Source organism: Candidatus Falkowbacteria bacterium (assembly GCA_018674305.1).
Classification (GTDB): Bacteria; Patescibacteriota; Patescibacteriia; order UBA11705; family JABHMO01; genus JABMRF01.
This window is the reverse complement of record JABHAL010000013.1, coordinates 26,276-42,395: the sequence shown is the minus strand read 5'-3', so window position 1 is coordinate 42,395 and position 16,120 is coordinate 26,276. Positions and strand designations below refer to the sequence as shown.

Annotated in this window: 23 protein-coding genes and 2 tRNA genes; 2 read left to right on the top strand and 23 right to left on the bottom strand. The window is 35.5% G+C overall.

Annotated elements, in window-relative coordinates; translation table 11 throughout:
* Window positions 1-55: 55 nt before the first annotated feature.
* Entirely contained in the window at window positions 56-1,171 is a 1,116-nt protein-coding gene (locus HN643_04870) for a hypothetical protein (GenBank protein ID MBT7500971.1), read from the top strand.
* Between the two features lie 52 nt (window positions 1,172-1,223).
* Here the strand turns inward: HN643_04870 and HN643_04865 are convergent, their stop codons facing one another.
* The 3 genes from HN643_04865 to HN643_04855 all read right to left on the bottom strand — a co-directional run bounded on the left by HN643_04865 (window position 1,224) and on the right by HN643_04855 (window position 2,640).
* Complete coding sequence (locus tag HN643_04865) at window positions 1,224-2,252, bottom strand: calcium/sodium antiporter (GenBank protein MBT7500970.1); 1,029 nt, start codon at window positions 2,250-2,252, stop codon at window positions 1,224-1,226.
* Window positions 2,253-2,438: 186 nt separating this feature from the next.
* Window positions 2,439-2,515, bottom strand: a tRNA-Val gene (locus HN643_04860).
* A 49-nt stretch (window positions 2,516-2,564) separates the two neighbouring features.
* Window positions 2,565-2,640, bottom strand: a tRNA-Ile gene (locus HN643_04855).
* A 440-nt stretch (window positions 2,641-3,080) separates the two neighbouring features.
* Between HN643_04855 and HN643_04850 the strand changes: the two genes are divergently transcribed.
* The gene (locus HN643_04850; protein ID MBT7500969.1) at window positions 3,081-4,058 is read left to right on the top strand and encodes a hypothetical protein; all 978 of its coding nucleotides are present in this window, start codon (window positions 3,081-3,083) and stop codon (window positions 4,056-4,058) included.
* A 51-nt stretch (window positions 4,059-4,109) separates the two neighbouring features.
* On the opposite strand, the gene HN643_04845 is transcribed toward HN643_04850, so the two are convergent.
* The 20 genes from HN643_04845 to rplP form a co-directional block, all read right to left on the bottom strand.
* Window positions 4,110-4,889: a hypothetical protein gene (locus tag HN643_04845; GenBank protein MBT7500968.1), complete on the bottom strand. Its 780-nt coding sequence runs from the start codon at window positions 4,887-4,889 to the stop codon at window positions 4,110-4,112.
* Window positions 4,890-5,008: 119 nt separating this feature from the next.
* Window positions 5,009-5,722: a hypothetical protein gene (locus HN643_04840; GenBank protein ID MBT7500967.1), complete on the bottom strand. Its 714-nt coding sequence runs from the start codon at window positions 5,720-5,722 to the stop codon at window positions 5,009-5,011.
* Between the two features lie 76 nt (window positions 5,723-5,798).
* Entirely contained in the window at window positions 5,799-6,464 is a 666-nt protein-coding gene (locus HN643_04835) for a hypothetical protein (protein MBT7500966.1), read from the bottom strand.
* A 1-nt stretch (window position 6,465) separates the two neighbouring features.
* A complete protein-coding gene (gene ruvX, locus HN643_04830) occupies window positions 6,466-6,852 on the bottom strand; it encodes a Holliday junction resolvase RuvX (GenBank protein ID MBT7500965.1) in 387 nt (128 codons plus the stop codon).
* A 92-nt stretch (window positions 6,853-6,944) separates the two neighbouring features.
* Window positions 6,945-8,201 (bottom strand): WD40 repeat domain-containing protein, encoded by a 1,257-nt coding sequence (locus HN643_04825; GenBank protein MBT7500964.1) that lies wholly within the window; start codon window positions 8,199-8,201, stop codon window positions 6,945-6,947.
* A gap of 62 nt (window positions 8,202-8,263) precedes the next feature.
* The gene (gene map, locus HN643_04820; GenBank protein MBT7500963.1) at window positions 8,264-9,022 is read right to left on the bottom strand and encodes a type I methionyl aminopeptidase; all 759 of its coding nucleotides are present in this window, start codon (window positions 9,020-9,022) and stop codon (window positions 8,264-8,266) included.
* On the bottom strand, window positions 9,019-9,684 hold the full coding sequence (locus HN643_04815; GenBank protein ID MBT7500962.1) for a nucleoside monophosphate kinase: 666 nt from the start codon (window positions 9,682-9,684) through the stop codon (window positions 9,019-9,021). Before HN643_04815 ends, map begins: the two co-directional genes overlap by 4 nt.
* Before the next feature lie 95 nt (window positions 9,685-9,779).
* Window positions 9,780-11,051 (bottom strand): preprotein translocase subunit SecY, encoded by a 1,272-nt coding sequence (secY, locus tag HN643_04810; protein MBT7500961.1) that lies wholly within the window; start codon window positions 11,049-11,051, stop codon window positions 9,780-9,782.
* A gap of 113 nt (window positions 11,052-11,164) precedes the next feature.
* Window positions 11,165-11,728: a 50S ribosomal protein L15 gene (locus HN643_04805; GenBank protein ID MBT7500960.1), complete on the bottom strand. Its 564-nt coding sequence runs from the start codon at window positions 11,726-11,728 to the stop codon at window positions 11,165-11,167.
* Between the two features lie 26 nt (window positions 11,729-11,754).
* Complete coding sequence (locus HN643_04800; protein ID MBT7500959.1) at window positions 11,755-12,303, bottom strand: 30S ribosomal protein S5; 549 nt, start codon at window positions 12,301-12,303, stop codon at window positions 11,755-11,757.
* A gap of 12 nt (window positions 12,304-12,315) precedes the next feature.
* On the bottom strand, window positions 12,316-12,675 hold the full coding sequence (locus tag HN643_04795; protein ID MBT7500958.1) for a 50S ribosomal protein L18: 360 nt from the start codon (window positions 12,673-12,675) through the stop codon (window positions 12,316-12,318).
* 13 nt (window positions 12,676-12,688) lie between these two features.
* A complete protein-coding gene (gene rplF, locus HN643_04790) occupies window positions 12,689-13,237 on the bottom strand; it encodes a 50S ribosomal protein L6 (GenBank protein ID MBT7500957.1) in 549 nt (182 codons plus the stop codon).
* 9 nt (window positions 13,238-13,246) lie between these two features.
* Window positions 13,247-13,639 (bottom strand): 30S ribosomal protein S8, encoded by a 393-nt coding sequence (gene rpsH / locus HN643_04785; protein ID MBT7500956.1) that lies wholly within the window; start codon window positions 13,637-13,639, stop codon window positions 13,247-13,249.
* A 63-nt stretch (window positions 13,640-13,702) separates the two neighbouring features.
* Window positions 13,703-13,888, bottom strand: a complete 186-nt coding sequence (locus HN643_04780) for a type Z 30S ribosomal protein S14 (protein ID MBT7500955.1) — start codon at window positions 13,886-13,888, stop codon at window positions 13,703-13,705.
* A gap of 8 nt (window positions 13,889-13,896) precedes the next feature.
* On the bottom strand, window positions 13,897-14,445 hold the full coding sequence (rplE, locus tag HN643_04775) for a 50S ribosomal protein L5 (protein ID MBT7500954.1): 549 nt from the start codon (window positions 14,443-14,445) through the stop codon (window positions 13,897-13,899).
* Between the two features lie 5 nt (window positions 14,446-14,450).
* Window positions 14,451-14,810 (bottom strand): 50S ribosomal protein L24, encoded by a 360-nt coding sequence (gene rplX / locus HN643_04770; protein MBT7500953.1) that lies wholly within the window; start codon window positions 14,808-14,810, stop codon window positions 14,451-14,453.
* Between the two features lie 12 nt (window positions 14,811-14,822).
* Window positions 14,823-15,194: a 50S ribosomal protein L14 gene (gene rplN, locus HN643_04765; GenBank protein MBT7500952.1), complete on the bottom strand. Its 372-nt coding sequence runs from the start codon at window positions 15,192-15,194 to the stop codon at window positions 14,823-14,825.
* Window positions 15,195-15,214: 20 nt separating this feature from the next.
* The gene (gene rpsQ / locus HN643_04760; GenBank protein MBT7500951.1) at window positions 15,215-15,466 is read right to left on the bottom strand and encodes a 30S ribosomal protein S17; all 252 of its coding nucleotides are present in this window, start codon (window positions 15,464-15,466) and stop codon (window positions 15,215-15,217) included.
* 21 nt (window positions 15,467-15,487) lie between these two features.
* Window positions 15,488-15,688 carry a 50S ribosomal protein L29 gene (gene rpmC, locus HN643_04755; GenBank protein ID MBT7500950.1) on the bottom strand — a complete coding sequence of 67 codons (201 nt, stop codon included), beginning with the start codon at window positions 15,686-15,688 and terminating at the stop codon, window positions 15,488-15,490.
* Window positions 15,689-15,697: 9 nt separating this feature from the next.
* Window positions 15,698-16,114, bottom strand: a complete 417-nt coding sequence (gene rplP, locus HN643_04750; protein MBT7500949.1) for a 50S ribosomal protein L16 — start codon at window positions 16,112-16,114, stop codon at window positions 15,698-15,700.
* Window positions 16,115-16,120 lie beyond the last annotated feature (6 nt).

The following is a 16,120-nucleotide window of genomic DNA, read 5'->3' as shown; positions in this document are numbered from 1 at the left end:
AGAATTTCAGGATTGCAGTAGTAAATATATTTTTCAAAAGTTCCCAAGAACCGTTATGGCGCTAAATCAACATCAACAACTTTATGAAGCGATCCAGAAAAGCAATAATCCATTGATTACCTTTCGTCAGGATCACAACGGTGATGTCATTGCTGGAAGCTTAGCTCTAGCTGAATTACTTAGTAAAATGGGCCGAAGCGCAGAAATTGTGTCTCCTGAATTTGAGTTACCTTCTACTTATAAATTTTTACCAAAAGCAGCCTCAATTCAAAAACAAGTAAATAATTTAAAAAAAATTATCATCAGCCTGGAAATTGAAAATCAAAAACATCCAGAAATTGATTATCAAATTGAAGATAATCGTCTACATATTCACGTTCATCCAGAAAAAAGTACTTTTTCAAAAAATAATATACGTATCAATGACAATCATTACCGATATGATTTAATAATTGCCTTAAATACTCCTGACCTGGAATCTCTTGGTTCGCTCTACTTTGATAATACAGATTTTTTTTACCAAGTGCCTATTATCAACATTGATCACTCTCCAGACAATGAACACTATGGGCATATAAACGCAATCAATCTAACAGCCTCTTCTGTTTCAGAAATCATCTACGACTTTGTTGAACAGGTTGATTCAAAGCTGCTAGATGAACCCATTGCTACTTATTTATTAACTGGAATGGTAGAAAAAACTAAAAGCTTCAAAATTCCTTCAGTAACCCCAAAAAGTTTAAATATCGCCAGTCAGTTAGTGGCAGCAGGCGCACAAAGGGATTCAATTGTACAAAACTTATATCAAAAACAAACTGTAAATGCGCTCAAACTTTGGGGTCGTGTATTAATGAATTTAAAAACTGATGATCAACAAAAAATCGCCTGGGCTGAAGTTACTCAAGACGATTTTCAAGAGACAAACTCTAGATCGCAAGATTTAATAGGTGCTATTGACGAATTAATTAGTAGCATTCCAACTGTTGAGATAACTGCCCTATTCCATGAAGATAAGGGTAAAAAGTTTTGTATAGTAAAAGCCGAAAAACCAATTGATCTATGCTATAGATTCAATCAATACAATCCATTGGGTAGTAAAAACCTGATCAGTTTTGAATTAACAACTCAACCATTGGATATCATCAATCACATTCAAGAATTTTTATATTAAATTTTCTGTAAAACAAAAAGTGGCCCATAACAGGGCCACTTTTTTATTATCACTAAAAAATATTAAATAATTTACCTGCAAATAAAACATAAATAACTATAAACATTAACGCCTCCGACTTAGTGATTTTCTTGTCAATTAAAACCAACCACAAAAGGAAAAAACAACCCACAAGGAAAATAGACAAAATTACAAACAGCTCATGCGTTATGGTTAGCGGAGTTATCAAACCAGCCACTCCATAAATAACAAAAATATCAAAAATATTTGAGCCTAAAATATCGCCAATCACCATATCAAAATTACCTCTTCGCGCAGCTGATAATGCCACTAAAATTTCCGGTAATGACGTTCCCAACGCTACTACTGTAGCTGCCAAAACAGAAGTTCCCAATCCTAATATGACAGCTAAATTAAGAACTGATGTAACAACAAAGTGAGAAGCAATAGCTACAATACCTAAACTAAATAACAGAATAACTACAATTTTAATTTCCTTTTTCAAAATTTTATCAAAAAACTTTGAACTTGCTTTTTTGTCTTTTTCCTCCATTTCTTCTAAACCACTTTTAATTTCCTTGCTTAATTCTTTTTTGTATTCTTTTTGAGCAGTGTCCTTTATTTCCTTCTGAATATAGTAAGCATATATGATATAAATTATATACCCAGCCAAAAACAATAAAGCTTCAACCTTACTGAAATGACCATCCATCAAAGAAACTACAACTAAGAAAATAGCGGCAGCAAAAAAAGGCAAATCATTAGAAACTATATCCCAATTAAAAATTGTTTTACGTTTTGTAAATATAACTGCAATTCCTAATCCCAATAAAATATTTACAATTACTGTACCGAGAACATTACCACTTAAAAATTCAACATCCCCTTGATACACACCCATTATAGAAGTAGCAAACTCAGGCAACGATGTTCCTATCGCAACAATCACTACACCAATAATAAAATTTGGTAAACGTAATATTTTACCTAACTGTTCCGCATAATCAGTGAAATAATCTGCAGATTTAATCAATACCCACAAACTTAAAATTAAAACTGCAACCCAAGCAATAATCGGCATAATATACTTTTTATTTTTTATTCGGTTCTATTATAACATCATTTAAACCAAAAAGCACCGTCAACTAAATACCGGTGCTTCATGGTGGACGCTAGTGGAGTCGCCCGGCATACGCCGGGCGCCCAGCGTATGCTGGGCGAACCATAGACCGTAATAAAAAAACACCAAAGTAAATTGATGATTTTTTGGTGGACGCTAGTGGAGTCGAACCACTGACCTCATCGACGTCAACGATGCGCTCTAACCAACTGAGCTAAGCGTCCCTAGTACTCGTAAATAAAATTGCGTCGAGTCTCAAAATATAAATACAACTGGTGCTCGTAGATGGGATTGAACCATCGACCCCCACGTTATAAGCGTGGTGCTCTAACCCCTGAGCTATACGAGCGCAAGAACCAGATGTATTTATATTTTATTCAATACTTACAATTTCGATCGTGGCGATCCCTACCGATAGCTATACGAACATTATAGTAAAGCTGGGTATATAGTAGCAAAAATTAACAATTTTGTCGAGTAATAAAAATACCGCAATATTTGCCTAATTTTACATAAGTGTTGACAAAATATCTCATCTGTGTTATACTGATTAGTTACTATATTGTAATTTAACAAAATTGGAGGTGCAAATTGAACCAGCTATCTAGGCTTGAAGAACACAGTAACTATGTCCGTTTCCCTATTTTTGCGGCAGGAGAGGCTCTGTGGTTTTTAACCCACGTTGGTCCACACGCAGACGAAATCGCAGCAGCTGTTCTCATCGAGAGGTATGCTACTCCCGAGTGGGTGGCGGAACACACGTCTGGTGGTGTCGTTATCGTTGGCACAATGGGAAACGAATTCGACGAACACCCAGACAATGGCACTGGCAAAGCAAGAGACAAAAAAGATTGCGCAGCCACACTGGTTGCCAAGTCATTGGGGGTTTCAAATTTGCCAAACGTCAAAGAAATTCTCAAGTATCTGTACTCTGCAGATATTGAGGGTATTGACGTTCGAAACGGACTGGCCTCTTGCATCAACCTTCTCCGACGGGTGATGCCACACAGTCAGATCAGAAACATTAACTGGGGACTTACTGCTTTCCAGTCAATGTTCAGTGTCCCAAAGAAGAAGTACGTCTTCGCGGTTGCCAATGTGTCAAATGTTGTACATGGCCACTTTGCTAACCGGCCTGACATCATTAAGCTTTGGGATGATCACATCGCCGCTGCAAGAAAAGAGCAATCTGATCAATTCAATGCTGCAGTTGCCGAGTTGGAATCCAACGGGGACATGCGAGAAATCCCAGGACCTGGTAAAGGCAGAAAGCTACAGCTTTTGGTCATCAAATCTGACAGCAGTGAAATGGCCAAGGCAGGCAGGTACAAAGGTGCTGACATTGTTCTGCAAATGAAATCTACTGGCCAGACCATGGTTCACACCAAGAAACAGGCCAACCTGAAATTGTACAGCTTGATTCTGATGCTGCGACTCGAAGAGCAAAAAGCTCTTGGCTCTGTCACAGTCACGAACTGGCAGGCTCTAATGAAGGAAGGCGATGGACCGATGCGAAGATGGTATTTCCATTGCTCTGGCAAATCTGGGCATTTCATTTTGAATGGCAGTCTATCGACACCCGACGTGACTCCAACGATTATGCCGATTGAAAAAATTGCTGAATTAATTGAAATCTCAGTGGATATCAATCGGTATGAACCCAAAATGGAACTGGCGTGTCAGCAAGGTATCTGCACGTCAACCAAGGAAAAAACTTGTTCTTGGTTCAACTGGGGACTACCACGCTGTAATAACAATCGGAGATAAACTTTTTAACACACGAAAAAGAGGAATGTACATTCACACCCTCTTTTTTGTTTACTTTGACATATTAAACGGACCGTTTTGAAAAGTTCCATCAGTAAAGCTATAACTGTAAAACCCAAAAACCTCATCTTCTGAAGTGGTCTCTGACGTTAGAAGTAAGCTGTACTGAGCATTTTGACAAGTAAGTGCGAATTCTTTTTTCTGTAAATACCCCACACAGTTAGCAATTTCAGATGGAGACGTTAGCGTCAATTCTCCTTGCAAATAGGCAACCTGCTGATTCAATTTCACTTGATAAACAGTAAACGAAGATGTTTCAGTATCCATCACGCTAACTGACCATTGTGCATTTAAGTCACAGCAAGGATAGAAAAAACACTGGCCCAACTTATCTTCATAATACTTATCTGCCGGACAAAACGAAACACACTCCCCTGCTTCAGGATCATATTGATAACCCTGAGGACACTCAATGACTTCCTCTTCAAACTGATCTAGCTCACCAAAATAATCTAAGATCTCCAGATCCTTTTGTGTTTTTTGATCTAACAACTCCGCAACAAGATCAATAAGCTCTACCTCACCTTGATCACTAGCATCATATTCATCCCCAACAGCAATAAAATCTTTCGTTTCTACTTCTTTTAATTCAAGAGCCGTCATATCGTACTTTACTTCGAACTGATCAACTACCTTGATTTCATTAACATCAAGAAAAACCTCTTTAGTCACTTCAAGCCAGCCATCTGGTCGCCAAGGTGGTGGTTTACTGATACATGCCATAAGAACAACTTGCACTAGAATAAACAAAAGTATATTCTGTTGTCTCATTTCTTCCTCCCTATAAAGAACAATCAAATTATATAATAGTTTAATATAAATACAGAAGATTGTCAAGTTCTGATTTATAATTAAAAAGAGGCATGTACTTGAGACATCCTCTTTTTTGTTTATTTAGTCATATTGAACGGACCGTTTTGAAAAGTTCCATCAATAAAGCTATAACTATAAAACCCAAAAACCTCCCCTTCTAAAGTGGTTTCTGACGTTAGAAGTAAGCTGTATTCAGCATTTTGACAAGTAAGTGTGAATTCTTTTTTCTGTAAATGCCCAACACAGTTACCAATTTCAGGTGGAGACGCTAACGTTAGTTCTCCTTGCAAATAAGCAACCTGCTGATTCAAGTTCAACTGATAAATAGTGAACAAAGATGTTTCAGTATCCATCACGCTAACTGACCACTGTGAATTCAAGTCACAACAGGGATAGAAAAAACACTGCCCCAATTGCTCTTCGTAATATTTATCAGCTGGACAAAATGAAACACATTCACCCGACTCCGGGTCATACTGGTAACCTGGAGCACACTCAATCACTTCTAACTGTGTTTCAATTGGAACTATGACTTCCTTAACTATCTCTGAAAACGTGTCAATTGGGTCAATTGTATCGATAGGATCAATATTGTCGATTGGATCGACCGTGTCAATCGGATCAACTGTATCAACTGGTTCAATCGTGTCAATCGGATCAATAGTATCGACTGGCTCGATTGTGTCAGTTAAATCTTTGGCGTCAACACCTGTCACGTCTTGAAGATTATCCCCAGGAATTTCACCATGCCACTCACCAAACTCCATTTCCTTGATACATTGGGTACACATAAACAATAGTACACCAAGAACTACCAACAACTTCATTCCTCCCCCTAATTTATAATGAACAATTTAATATATAATTTTAGACTAATTTGATTGATTTGTCAATAGTGCCCGCAATTTTAAAACTGTTAAATGGTTGTTCCAAATTATATTGCAAATACCGTTGTAAAAACTTAAATAAGGCTTGATTATCATTTTTAGAAATACTAAAATCAGGTCTAACTTGCCCATTTTGAAGTTGGCTAATTATTTGGGCAGTTTTGATATTAAAATTCTTCCTTTGTTTTTCCAAATTAATTCGAAAACCTAGAAGATTCAATAACTTAATTAAAAAAATATTTACAATAAATCTTTTTTGTTCAAACATCTGGTAATTAGTAATATTTATGGACAACCAGCTGAGTAATTGCCAAACCTCGCTATAGGCAGTTTCTTCCAAAACTGCCTTATCGATAATCTCCCAGGCTAAATTTAAAAAATAGAAATCATCAGGTTCATTCAACTTGAAAGTTTTTATTAAATACGCGTGAGTAATCTTTTTTTGCGCCTTGCCCTGTACAAATATCAATTCAACAATTCCTGGCGTACTTAAATGCCCTACCAGTTTACTGGTTATTTTTTTTGAACCTGTAGCAATTGCCTGGATCCTACCAAAATCTTCTGTTAAAAACGAAAAAAGCAGGTCATCCTCCCGCCATTCTTTTGTACTCAACACAATTGCTTTAGTTTTTTGCAACTTTTCCATATCACAATTTATCTAAATAAGACTGCAGAATAACGGTAGCTGCCACATCGTCATCTTGAGCTCTTTTTGTTTTCTTAAAATCACGCATTAAACCTTGCGCCAGTTTGGTTGATAGTCGTTCATCTTCAAAAACTATTTTCTTACCTAACTTTTTTACTTGCCTAACAAAATATTCAAATTCATGTGACATACTCTCATCACCTTTTAAACTTACAGGTTTGCCTATCACAACTATCCCAATCATTTCACTGACTATAATTCTTTTCAATCTATCAAGCCACTCCCCATTATTCTCCAAAATCAAAATAGGGCTAGCGATTTTAGTTTCATCACTGCCAAGTGCTATACCAATTTTTGCTTTACCCCAGTCGAGGCCCAATATATTCATAATTCATGGATCATAGAGCATGGGACAATTACTGAAAAATTATAATTCTTATCTATAATTGTTGCTCTATGAATAATGTTCTATGATCTGTGTTATATGCTCTTCACTCGATGAATCATAGTCTCAGTTTGCGCATAAATCGTATCCTCACCAACTAATTTCAATTCTGTAACACTACTGGCTTGTGGTAGCTGAATTTCTTTAATATGTTCACCTGTCTCTATATCAATAAAAGTTAACCTTCCAAAATCATCCCCCACAATTAAATGTTTATTATCCGGAGAAACAATCATCTTTTGAATAGCTGTGGTTAGCGAATTTATATCACCATCATTTTCTTCCATTACTGTTAAAGCCATCTCTTTACCAGTAGCCGTCTCCCACTTAGAAATCTGGCCGTCCTGTGTGCCTGTAAATAAATATTCCCCATCAGAAGTGATCGCCACAGAATAAATCGGATCAAATTGAGTAATCGACTCACCCACATCATCACTCTCCCAAGTTGGTAAACCAATTGGGTTATCATTTTTATTAAGATCAATTCTACAAATTTTCTCGTTTAATGGAACATAAGCAATCTTACCATCAGGAGAAAAACAAACCCCTGCCTGAATATAACCTTCTGCGCGATCAGGATCTTCATGTTTTAGATTTAAAACCAATCTCGTTCTGTTAGGATCATGAATATTTTCCAAATTAGCTATTTCAACATAACCATCACCAACAAACAATATATCTTGCCCATTCGGAGAGACAGCGCAATCGTGCATTTTAGCATGTGCTAAACGAACTCTTTCTTGAACCCAATCACCTTCTTTAACGTCAGTTGGCAACCAAGCTGTGTAAAGTTCCGGCTTATTAGTTACAATAAAAGCCTTTTCTCCATCTGGAACAAATTTTACATCCTTCATCTTTGCTATATTTGCAGTCCTAGCAAAAATCTCCTTTGGCGGTTTGTTGTTCTGCAAATATTTAACATAAACACCTTGAGAGGTTGGACTTTCTGTTATATATATCAATCTACTGCCGTCTGGTGAAATATCACACGCTTCTATGCTCTCCACTGGTAGTTCAAGAACAGGTTCTGACTCCAACTCCCAGTTTACCCTTGATATTTCTTTAGTTTCAATAAATTTAACAATCTGCTCTTTCTTGGTGATATAATCGCGCATCACTTGAAGTGCTTCCTTACTTCCTGCCTCAGCCTTTGCTTTAAGCTCAGCAAAACCTAACCCATCTGAGATTGCTTCTAATTCTGACATTAATCTATCAAAATGAGCCTGTTGAATTTCGTTAAAATTAACTTTTAGGGCTTTTTCACTTAGTTGTTGAACTTCTGGATTAATCATGTAATTTTTTAATTCCCATCGAGAGTATTGGCCAGAACACTATTCTTCCTTAGAAACAAAACTTATTTAGTAATAATATCACATCCTCTCTTCGTAATAACCACTGTATGTTCAAAGTGGGCGGTTAAACTATTATCAATTGAAGATATTGTCCACTGATCATCTAACACCTTAATACGAAAATCACCAGAACTAACCATAGGTTCAAGGGCCAGAACCATACCTTCTTTTAATATAAATTCTGTATTTCTAATATAATAGTTTGGGATTGGTGGATCTTCATGAACTGCGTGACCAACACCATGACCAACCATCTCACGAACAACTGAAAAGCCTTCTCTTTCTATATACTCCTGAACTAATTTAGCAACAGCATACAGGTTGTCTCCAGCCTTTAAATTACTAGTCCAAATTTCCAAAGCTCTTTTGGTTACTCTAATCAATTTCTCTGTCTGAGCATCAATTTTCCCAATAGGTACAGTTACGGCCATGTCAGTATATAAACCAGAAGACTTCGGATATCTCATTCCAATATCCAAACTTAAAATATCACCATCTTTTAAAATAACCTCGCCTGGAATTCCGTGCACTAACTCATTGTTAATTGAAGTACACAAACCACTAGGATATGGCGGATCACCATAACCTTTAAATGAAGGCTCTCCTCCAGCTGTATAAATCATTTCTTCAGCAAATTGATTCAATTCGCCAGTTGTGATTCCAGGCGTACATTTTTCAATAACTTGTTGTAAAATATTAGCCAGAATTTCGCCTCCTTGCTTTAATGTTTGAATTTCAGTTGGACTTTTTAGTAAACTCATTTTGATCGTTTAATAATTTTTTCTAATTGTTTAAAAACTTCGTTGACCTTTTTATCACCTTCTACTTGATAAAAACGATAATATTTTTCTTTTTTATAAAATTTTAGAATAGGTGCCGTTTCATATTTGTAAATTTGCATTCTAGTTTTGACCACACTAACTTTTGCATCTGAACGAGTTTGTAATTTGGACCCACAAATGTCACAAATGCCTTTATTACTTGGCAAGTTGAGCTGTTCGTGAAAAATACGACCACAGGCACACTCCAGACGACCTAATATCCTTTGAGAAACCTGCTTTTCTGTTAATTTGACCTCAACTATCACAATCTTATACTTATTTTTATGCTTTTGCAAATATTCATCGAGAATTTTGGATTGGTTTAAATTACGAGGAAAACCATCCAAAATAATTGGCTTCCTTAATCTAGAAATTTTTTTTATCATCATTTCAGTGGTTATTTCATCAGAAACCAAAAAACCCTTGTCCATAAACGGTTTTATTTGTTTTCCAATTTTAGTTTTTTTCTGCACTTCTTCCCGGAATAATTTACCAGAAGATAAATCAGTATAATTAAACTTATCAGCCAAAAGTTTTGCCTGAGTTCCCTTTCCTGACCCTGGAGGACCAATAAAGATTACAATTACTTGTTTTTTCGACATATGTAGTTAAATAGTAAATTTAAGACAACTTTATTATAACAAAATTGCTGGACTTACTCCAGCAATTTTAATATATTATTCGATAAACTTTTTTACTAAAAACCTTCGTAATCACGCATAGTCAGCTGTGATTCAACCTGTTTAACAATTTCAATCGCTACACTTACCACAATCAGAATACTGGTACCTCCAATTACCATAGATTGCAAACCTGATACTTGCTGCATTACTAACGGCAAAACTGCAATTAAGCCTAGGAATAATGCACCTGTCAAAGTAATACGACTGATCGTTTTTTGTAGATATTCAGCTGTATGATTCCCTGGTCGAATCCCTGGGACAAAACCACCATTTTTTTGTAAATTTTCTGCGATCTGATATGGATGAAAAATAACAGCTGTATAAAAATAAGTAAATCCAAAAACTAATAAAAAATATAGGACACCGTAAAATAATTGATTATTAAATAAATTTATTACACCCTGGCCAAAGTTCTGAATCCAAGCCGATTGTGCACGTAGTAAGAACTGAGAAACCATAGGTGGAAATAATATAATCGAAATAGCAAAAATGATTGGAATAACTCCAGCTGTATTAACTCTGATTGGCAAATGAGTATTCATACCACCATACATCTTCATCCCTCGCACTCGCTTGGCATATGAAACAGGGATATTTCTCTGACCTTCGGAAATTATTACTACACCAACAATAGTTACAATAGCGATAAAAGTAAAGACCAATAAGTTAATAACCTGCTCCTGACTAAAATTAACAATTACTTGCTGTAAGGCAGTTGGTATACGAACCACAATACCCGCAAAAATTAATAATGAAATACCATTACCAATCTTCTTTTCTGTAATCAACTCACCCAACCACATGAGAAATACTGTTCCAGCTGATATTGTTATCAGTACAGCCGCCAAGTAAAAAAAACTTAGATCTTCGATAATTGGTTTGGGCGATTGTCGTAATATTGCAATCATGCCATACCCTTGTAAAATAGCTAGGGGAACTGTAGAAATTCTTGTATACATGTTTACTTTCTGACGACCAGCTTCTTCCTTTGACATTTCTTCCAACTTTGGAATAATCATACCTAAAAGCTGGAAAATAATTGAAGCTGTGATATATGGCGCTACTCCCATCATAACAATAGAGAAGTTTTGCATACCACCACCAGAAAATAAATTCAATAAACCTAATATTTGATTAGAACCAAAAAATTCACGCAAATTTTCCACATTAACTCCTGGAATAGGAATATGAGCAGCTAATCTAAAAACAACTAGCATACTTAAAACAAATAATATCTTATTACGTAAATCTCTTAATCGCCAAATTTGAATTAATCTTTCCCACATAAAATTTGAAGGGTTAGAGGAGCCTGCCCGGAGTGCTTCGCTTAAGCGATGCTGACGGCAAGAGGAGTGAAACAACTAACTAAAAATTAGAGGCTGCTCGACTAAATTATTTTTTATTTTTTTGGTGTAGCTTTCTTGACTTCCGTTTTATCCTTCTTGCCTTTAGTAGAAGAGGCACTATCAACAGATGAAGTAGGTTTACTAGAGTTTTCTTTTTTTACTGAGACTGGAACCGCTTCAACAATCTTACCTCCAGCTTTCAGTATAGCACTTTCAGCAGATTTTGATACAGCACACCCAAAAACTTCCAACTTCTTACTTATTTTATCTTTTGAACTGTTAACTAAAATTTTTACTGGTTGAGATATACTACCAATTAACCCTTTTTGTAAAAGAGCGCCTGGACCAACCTTTTCATTATCTGCGAAGTTTTTGTCTAAAGCTGATAACAAAACAACCTGCGCACTTGCAGTCCGCCTTTTCATCCCTTTAAACTTAGGTGCATTTAGTAAATTTTGCTTAAAACCTTTAAGTTTCAAACCACCTTTACCACCAGAACGAGACCTTTGCCCTTTTAATCCACGGCAACAATAAGTTCCATGCCCTGAAGCATTACCACGCCCTAATCTTTTTTTAGGCTTTTTCTTGTTGGTTAAATTATGTAAACTCAAACTCATATTTTATTCTATTATAATCTGTTTAATTATTTTTTTGTATCAGCAGTAACTTCAGCTTTATCAGTAGTCGTCTGTTTTGAACTGGCTTTTTTCACATTAGAGAGTGGCTTAGTCTTGAATGAAGCTAAAGCTATCATTAATGCCTTAACATTAGTTACTTTATTATTAGTACCCAAAATTTTGGCTACAATATTTGGAACACCGGCTAACTCTAAAGCCACGCGTATCGCACCACCAGCCTTGATCCCAGTACCTTTAGGTGCAGGTTTTAGCAACAGTTGAGCGGCCTTATATTTTACTCTAATTTCATGTGGAATAGTTTCATTAACTAGTGGTACCTTGATCATTTGCTTTTGTGCTCTGTTTACTGCCTTGTTAACAGCAAGAGCAACATCAGCTCCCTTGGCTAAGCCTATTGCTAATTTACCTTTTTTATCACCAATCGCAATACAGGCGCGAAACCTTAAGCGCTTTCCGCCAGCCATCACTCGAGTCACTCTAGCTAAATCAATAATTTTTTGATCAAACTCTCTAGCTTCTCTTGGTGCTCTTTTTTTGTATTCTTTCTTAGCCATAATATATAATAATTAAATTTCTAAACCTTGTTCGCGAGCTCCCTCAGCGGCAGCTTTAACTCGACCATGATATTTATATGCACCACGATCAAAACGAACTTTCTCTATTTTTTTCTCTTTTGCTTTTTTTGCTAATTCCTGACCAATTAATTTCGCTACTTCAACAGGTTTCTTTCCTTCAACTTTGATATCCTTATCACAAACAGCACAAATAGTCTGACCATTCTTGTCGTCAATTATTTGCATATAAAAATGCTTTAAACTACGCTTTACTGTTAAACGTGGTAATTCCAACTTTCCAACAATCTTGGCCCGTGTTCTCTTTTGTCGTAGTTTAAACTTATTAAATTTTATTACTTCTCGATTTTTCATATTATAATTTCAATTAAGCTGCGGCTTTAGCTGCTGCCTTTCCTGCTTTTCTTCTAATAATTTCGTCAATATATTTAATTCCTTTACCTTTGTATGGCTCTGGCTTACGAACTTTTCGAATATTTGCTGCCACTTCTCCAACTTGTTGCTTATCAATTCCAGAAATGGTAATCACATTAGCTTCAACCTGACAATTAATGCCTTCTGGTATATTAAATTCTACAGCATGCGAATACCCAACATTAAGTACCAAATTTTGACCTGTAGCATTTGCTTTATAACCTACTCCATTAATTTCTAACTTTTTTTCAAATCCTTCAGTTACACCTACTACCATATTGTAAATTAAACTTCGAAATAATCCCCAAAGTGCTTTTTGTATATGGTTTTCTTCATTATCAACTTTGACATTTATCTCAGTATCCTTGATTTCCACTTTGACAAGTGGATGAATTGATCTTTGCAATTCACCTTTTGGCCCTTTTACCAATATTAAACCTTGGTCTAACGTGACGTTGACCCCTGATGGGATTTCAATTGGTTTTTTTCCTATTCTAGACATATATTAATATTAATAAACCTCACAAATTACTTCACCTCCTAGTCCTAAATGTTTAGCTTCCCGATTGGTCATTATACCTTTAGAAGTTGAAACAATAGCTAATCCATAATTATTCAAAACTCTTGGTAGGTCTACCTTTTTCACATAAATGCGTTGACCAACTCGACTAACACGTCGAATCTTACCAATGGCTGGTTTATTATCTTCGTATTTTAATTTAATTTTAATATATTTAAATTCTAAGTCAGTTTTTTCAACAGCTTCAACATATTTCTCCTTTTCTAGAATTTTTGCAACAGCGTATTTAAATTTTGAATAAGGAATCAAAACTTCCGCCTTCTTAACCATAGAGGCATTTCGAATGCGTGTTAGCATGTCTGCAATTGGATCTGTCATTGTCATATTTCAAATATAAGTTGATTTATAGCTTATTAATATTTGTATCTCACTCTTTGATACTTGTGATTACCAGCTACTTCTAGTAACTCCTGGTATTTCGCCTTTCTCGGCTAGTTCCCTGAAACATATTCTGCACAGTGCAAACTTTCTCATATAACCGTGAGCGCGGCCACAACGCCAACAACGCCTAACAATTCTACTTGAAAATTTGGGTTTATTTTGTGATTTTACGAATTGTGCCTTGGTTGACATAGTTACAATTATTTATCTTCTTTTTTAAATGGAAAACCTAATTCTTTTAATAATGCTTTGCCTAATTCTTCCGTATCAGAAGTTGTTTTTATACAAACTTCCAAACCATGTAGTCGCTCAACATCATCCTGTATAATTTCAGGAAAAGCAACATACTCATTAAAACCTATTGAATAATTACCATTTCTATCAAACGCTTTTGGTGATAAACCACGAAAATCTCTGATTCGAGGACAAGTTACTTTTACTAGTTTTTCAATAAAATCCCACATTCTCTTTCCTCGTAGAGTTACCTTAGCTCCAACTACCATCCCTTCTCTAATCTTGAAATTAGAAATTGATTTACGAGCAATTGTTTCAACTGGTTTTTGACCACTGATTAATTCTAGTGTTTTTTTTATTGTAACTAAATATTCTTTATCCTTAAGTCCTTTTCCCGCACCCACGTTCAATACTACTTTTTCCAAATTTGGCACAGCTAACTTATTCTTATAACCAAACTTTTCCATTAGTGCTGGAACAATTTCATCATTATATTGTTTTTTTAGGTTATTCATATTGATTAATCAATAGCTTCTTTACATTTTTTACAAATTCTTATTTTTTTCTTACCTTTTAAATCTGAATCCAGCAATTTATAACTTACCCTTGTTGCTTTACTACATTTAGGACATACCAACATAACATTAGAAATACTAATCGGTGCTGGAAATTCAATTCTTTGGCCTTTTTCGCCTTCTCTTTTGGGTCGCACATGTTTATATCGTAAATTTAAACCGTCTACTACAACCTTTTTCTTGGTTCTTAAAACCTGAACAATTTTGCCTTGGTTGCCTTTTTCTTTCTTTTCACCTTTTTTTGTGCGTTTGACTCGGTCTTTACCCTTTGTAATTTGGACTTTGTCACCTTTTTTTATTCTCATATATTTATAACTTTATAGAACTTCTGGAGCTAATGAAATTATTTTACTGAAGCCTCTTTTTCTTACCTCTCGGGCAACTGGACCAAATATACGTGTCCCTTTAGGCTCTTTTGTTTTACGATCAATAATCACAACTGCGTTATCACCAAATCTAATATACGAACCATCATTCCGGCGACTCTCTTTTCTCGTTCTTACAACTACAGCGTGCAAAACTTCACCTTTCTTAACCATGCTATGCGGTTTTGCTTCCTTTACAGTTATAGTAATAACGTCACCCAATCTAGCATACCGCTTTTTATAACCATCTAAAACCCTAATACACTGCATGCGTTTTGCGCCAGAGTTATCAGCTGATTTTACCATTGTTCTATGTTGAATCATATATAAATTAATCTACAAAACTATTTAACTTTTTTAAAAATTCGCCAACATTTTTCTTTACTCATTGGTCTGCACTGTTGAATAACAACCTTATCACCGACACGAACATCTCCCTTTTCATTATGAGCTTTATATTTTTTACTTACAGCGTATTGTTTTTTATAAATTTTATGTTTTACCACTCGATCAACCTTAACTACTGCAGTTTTGTCCATCTTGGTACTAACAACTGTTCCGGTTAATTGTCTTGATAATTTTACTTTTTTTTCAATCATATTGATAAAACTGTTTCTTTATTTTTTTTCTTCACTTTGTCGTTGCTTTTGAATAGTTAGAATCCTAGCAATTGTTTTTCTCGCCTCTCTTACTTCTCTAATATTTTTCAATTGCTTACTGGCAACTTTAAAATTCAACTGTTGTCTTTTTTGACAAAAATCGATATATAACTTTTCTAATTCTTCACTTGATTTTTTTTCTAATTCTCTTGTCTTCATATACTTCAATTATCCTCTACTTACAAATTTAGTTTTTACAGGTAATTTATGTCCAGCCAAACGCATTGATTCTTTGGCAATTTCCTCGGTTACACCCGCTAGTTCAAAAATAACAGTTCCAGGTCTAACGACGGCTACAAAATACTCAGGTGCACCTTTACCACTACCCATAGTTGCTTGAGAACCTTTACTGGTCACTGGCTTATCTGGGAAAATTCTGATCCAAACTTTTCCTCCACGCTTAACATAACGAGTAATCGATCTTCGAGCAGCCTCGATTTGTCGAGAAGAAACCCAAGAAGCCGTTGTAGCTTTTAATCCAAATTGACCAAAAGAAACTTCTGTAGCCCTGGAAGCCTTCGTGTCCCTATTGCGACCACGACCCTTATGCCATTTTCTGTGTTTAGTTTTCTTGGGAGTTAACATATATAA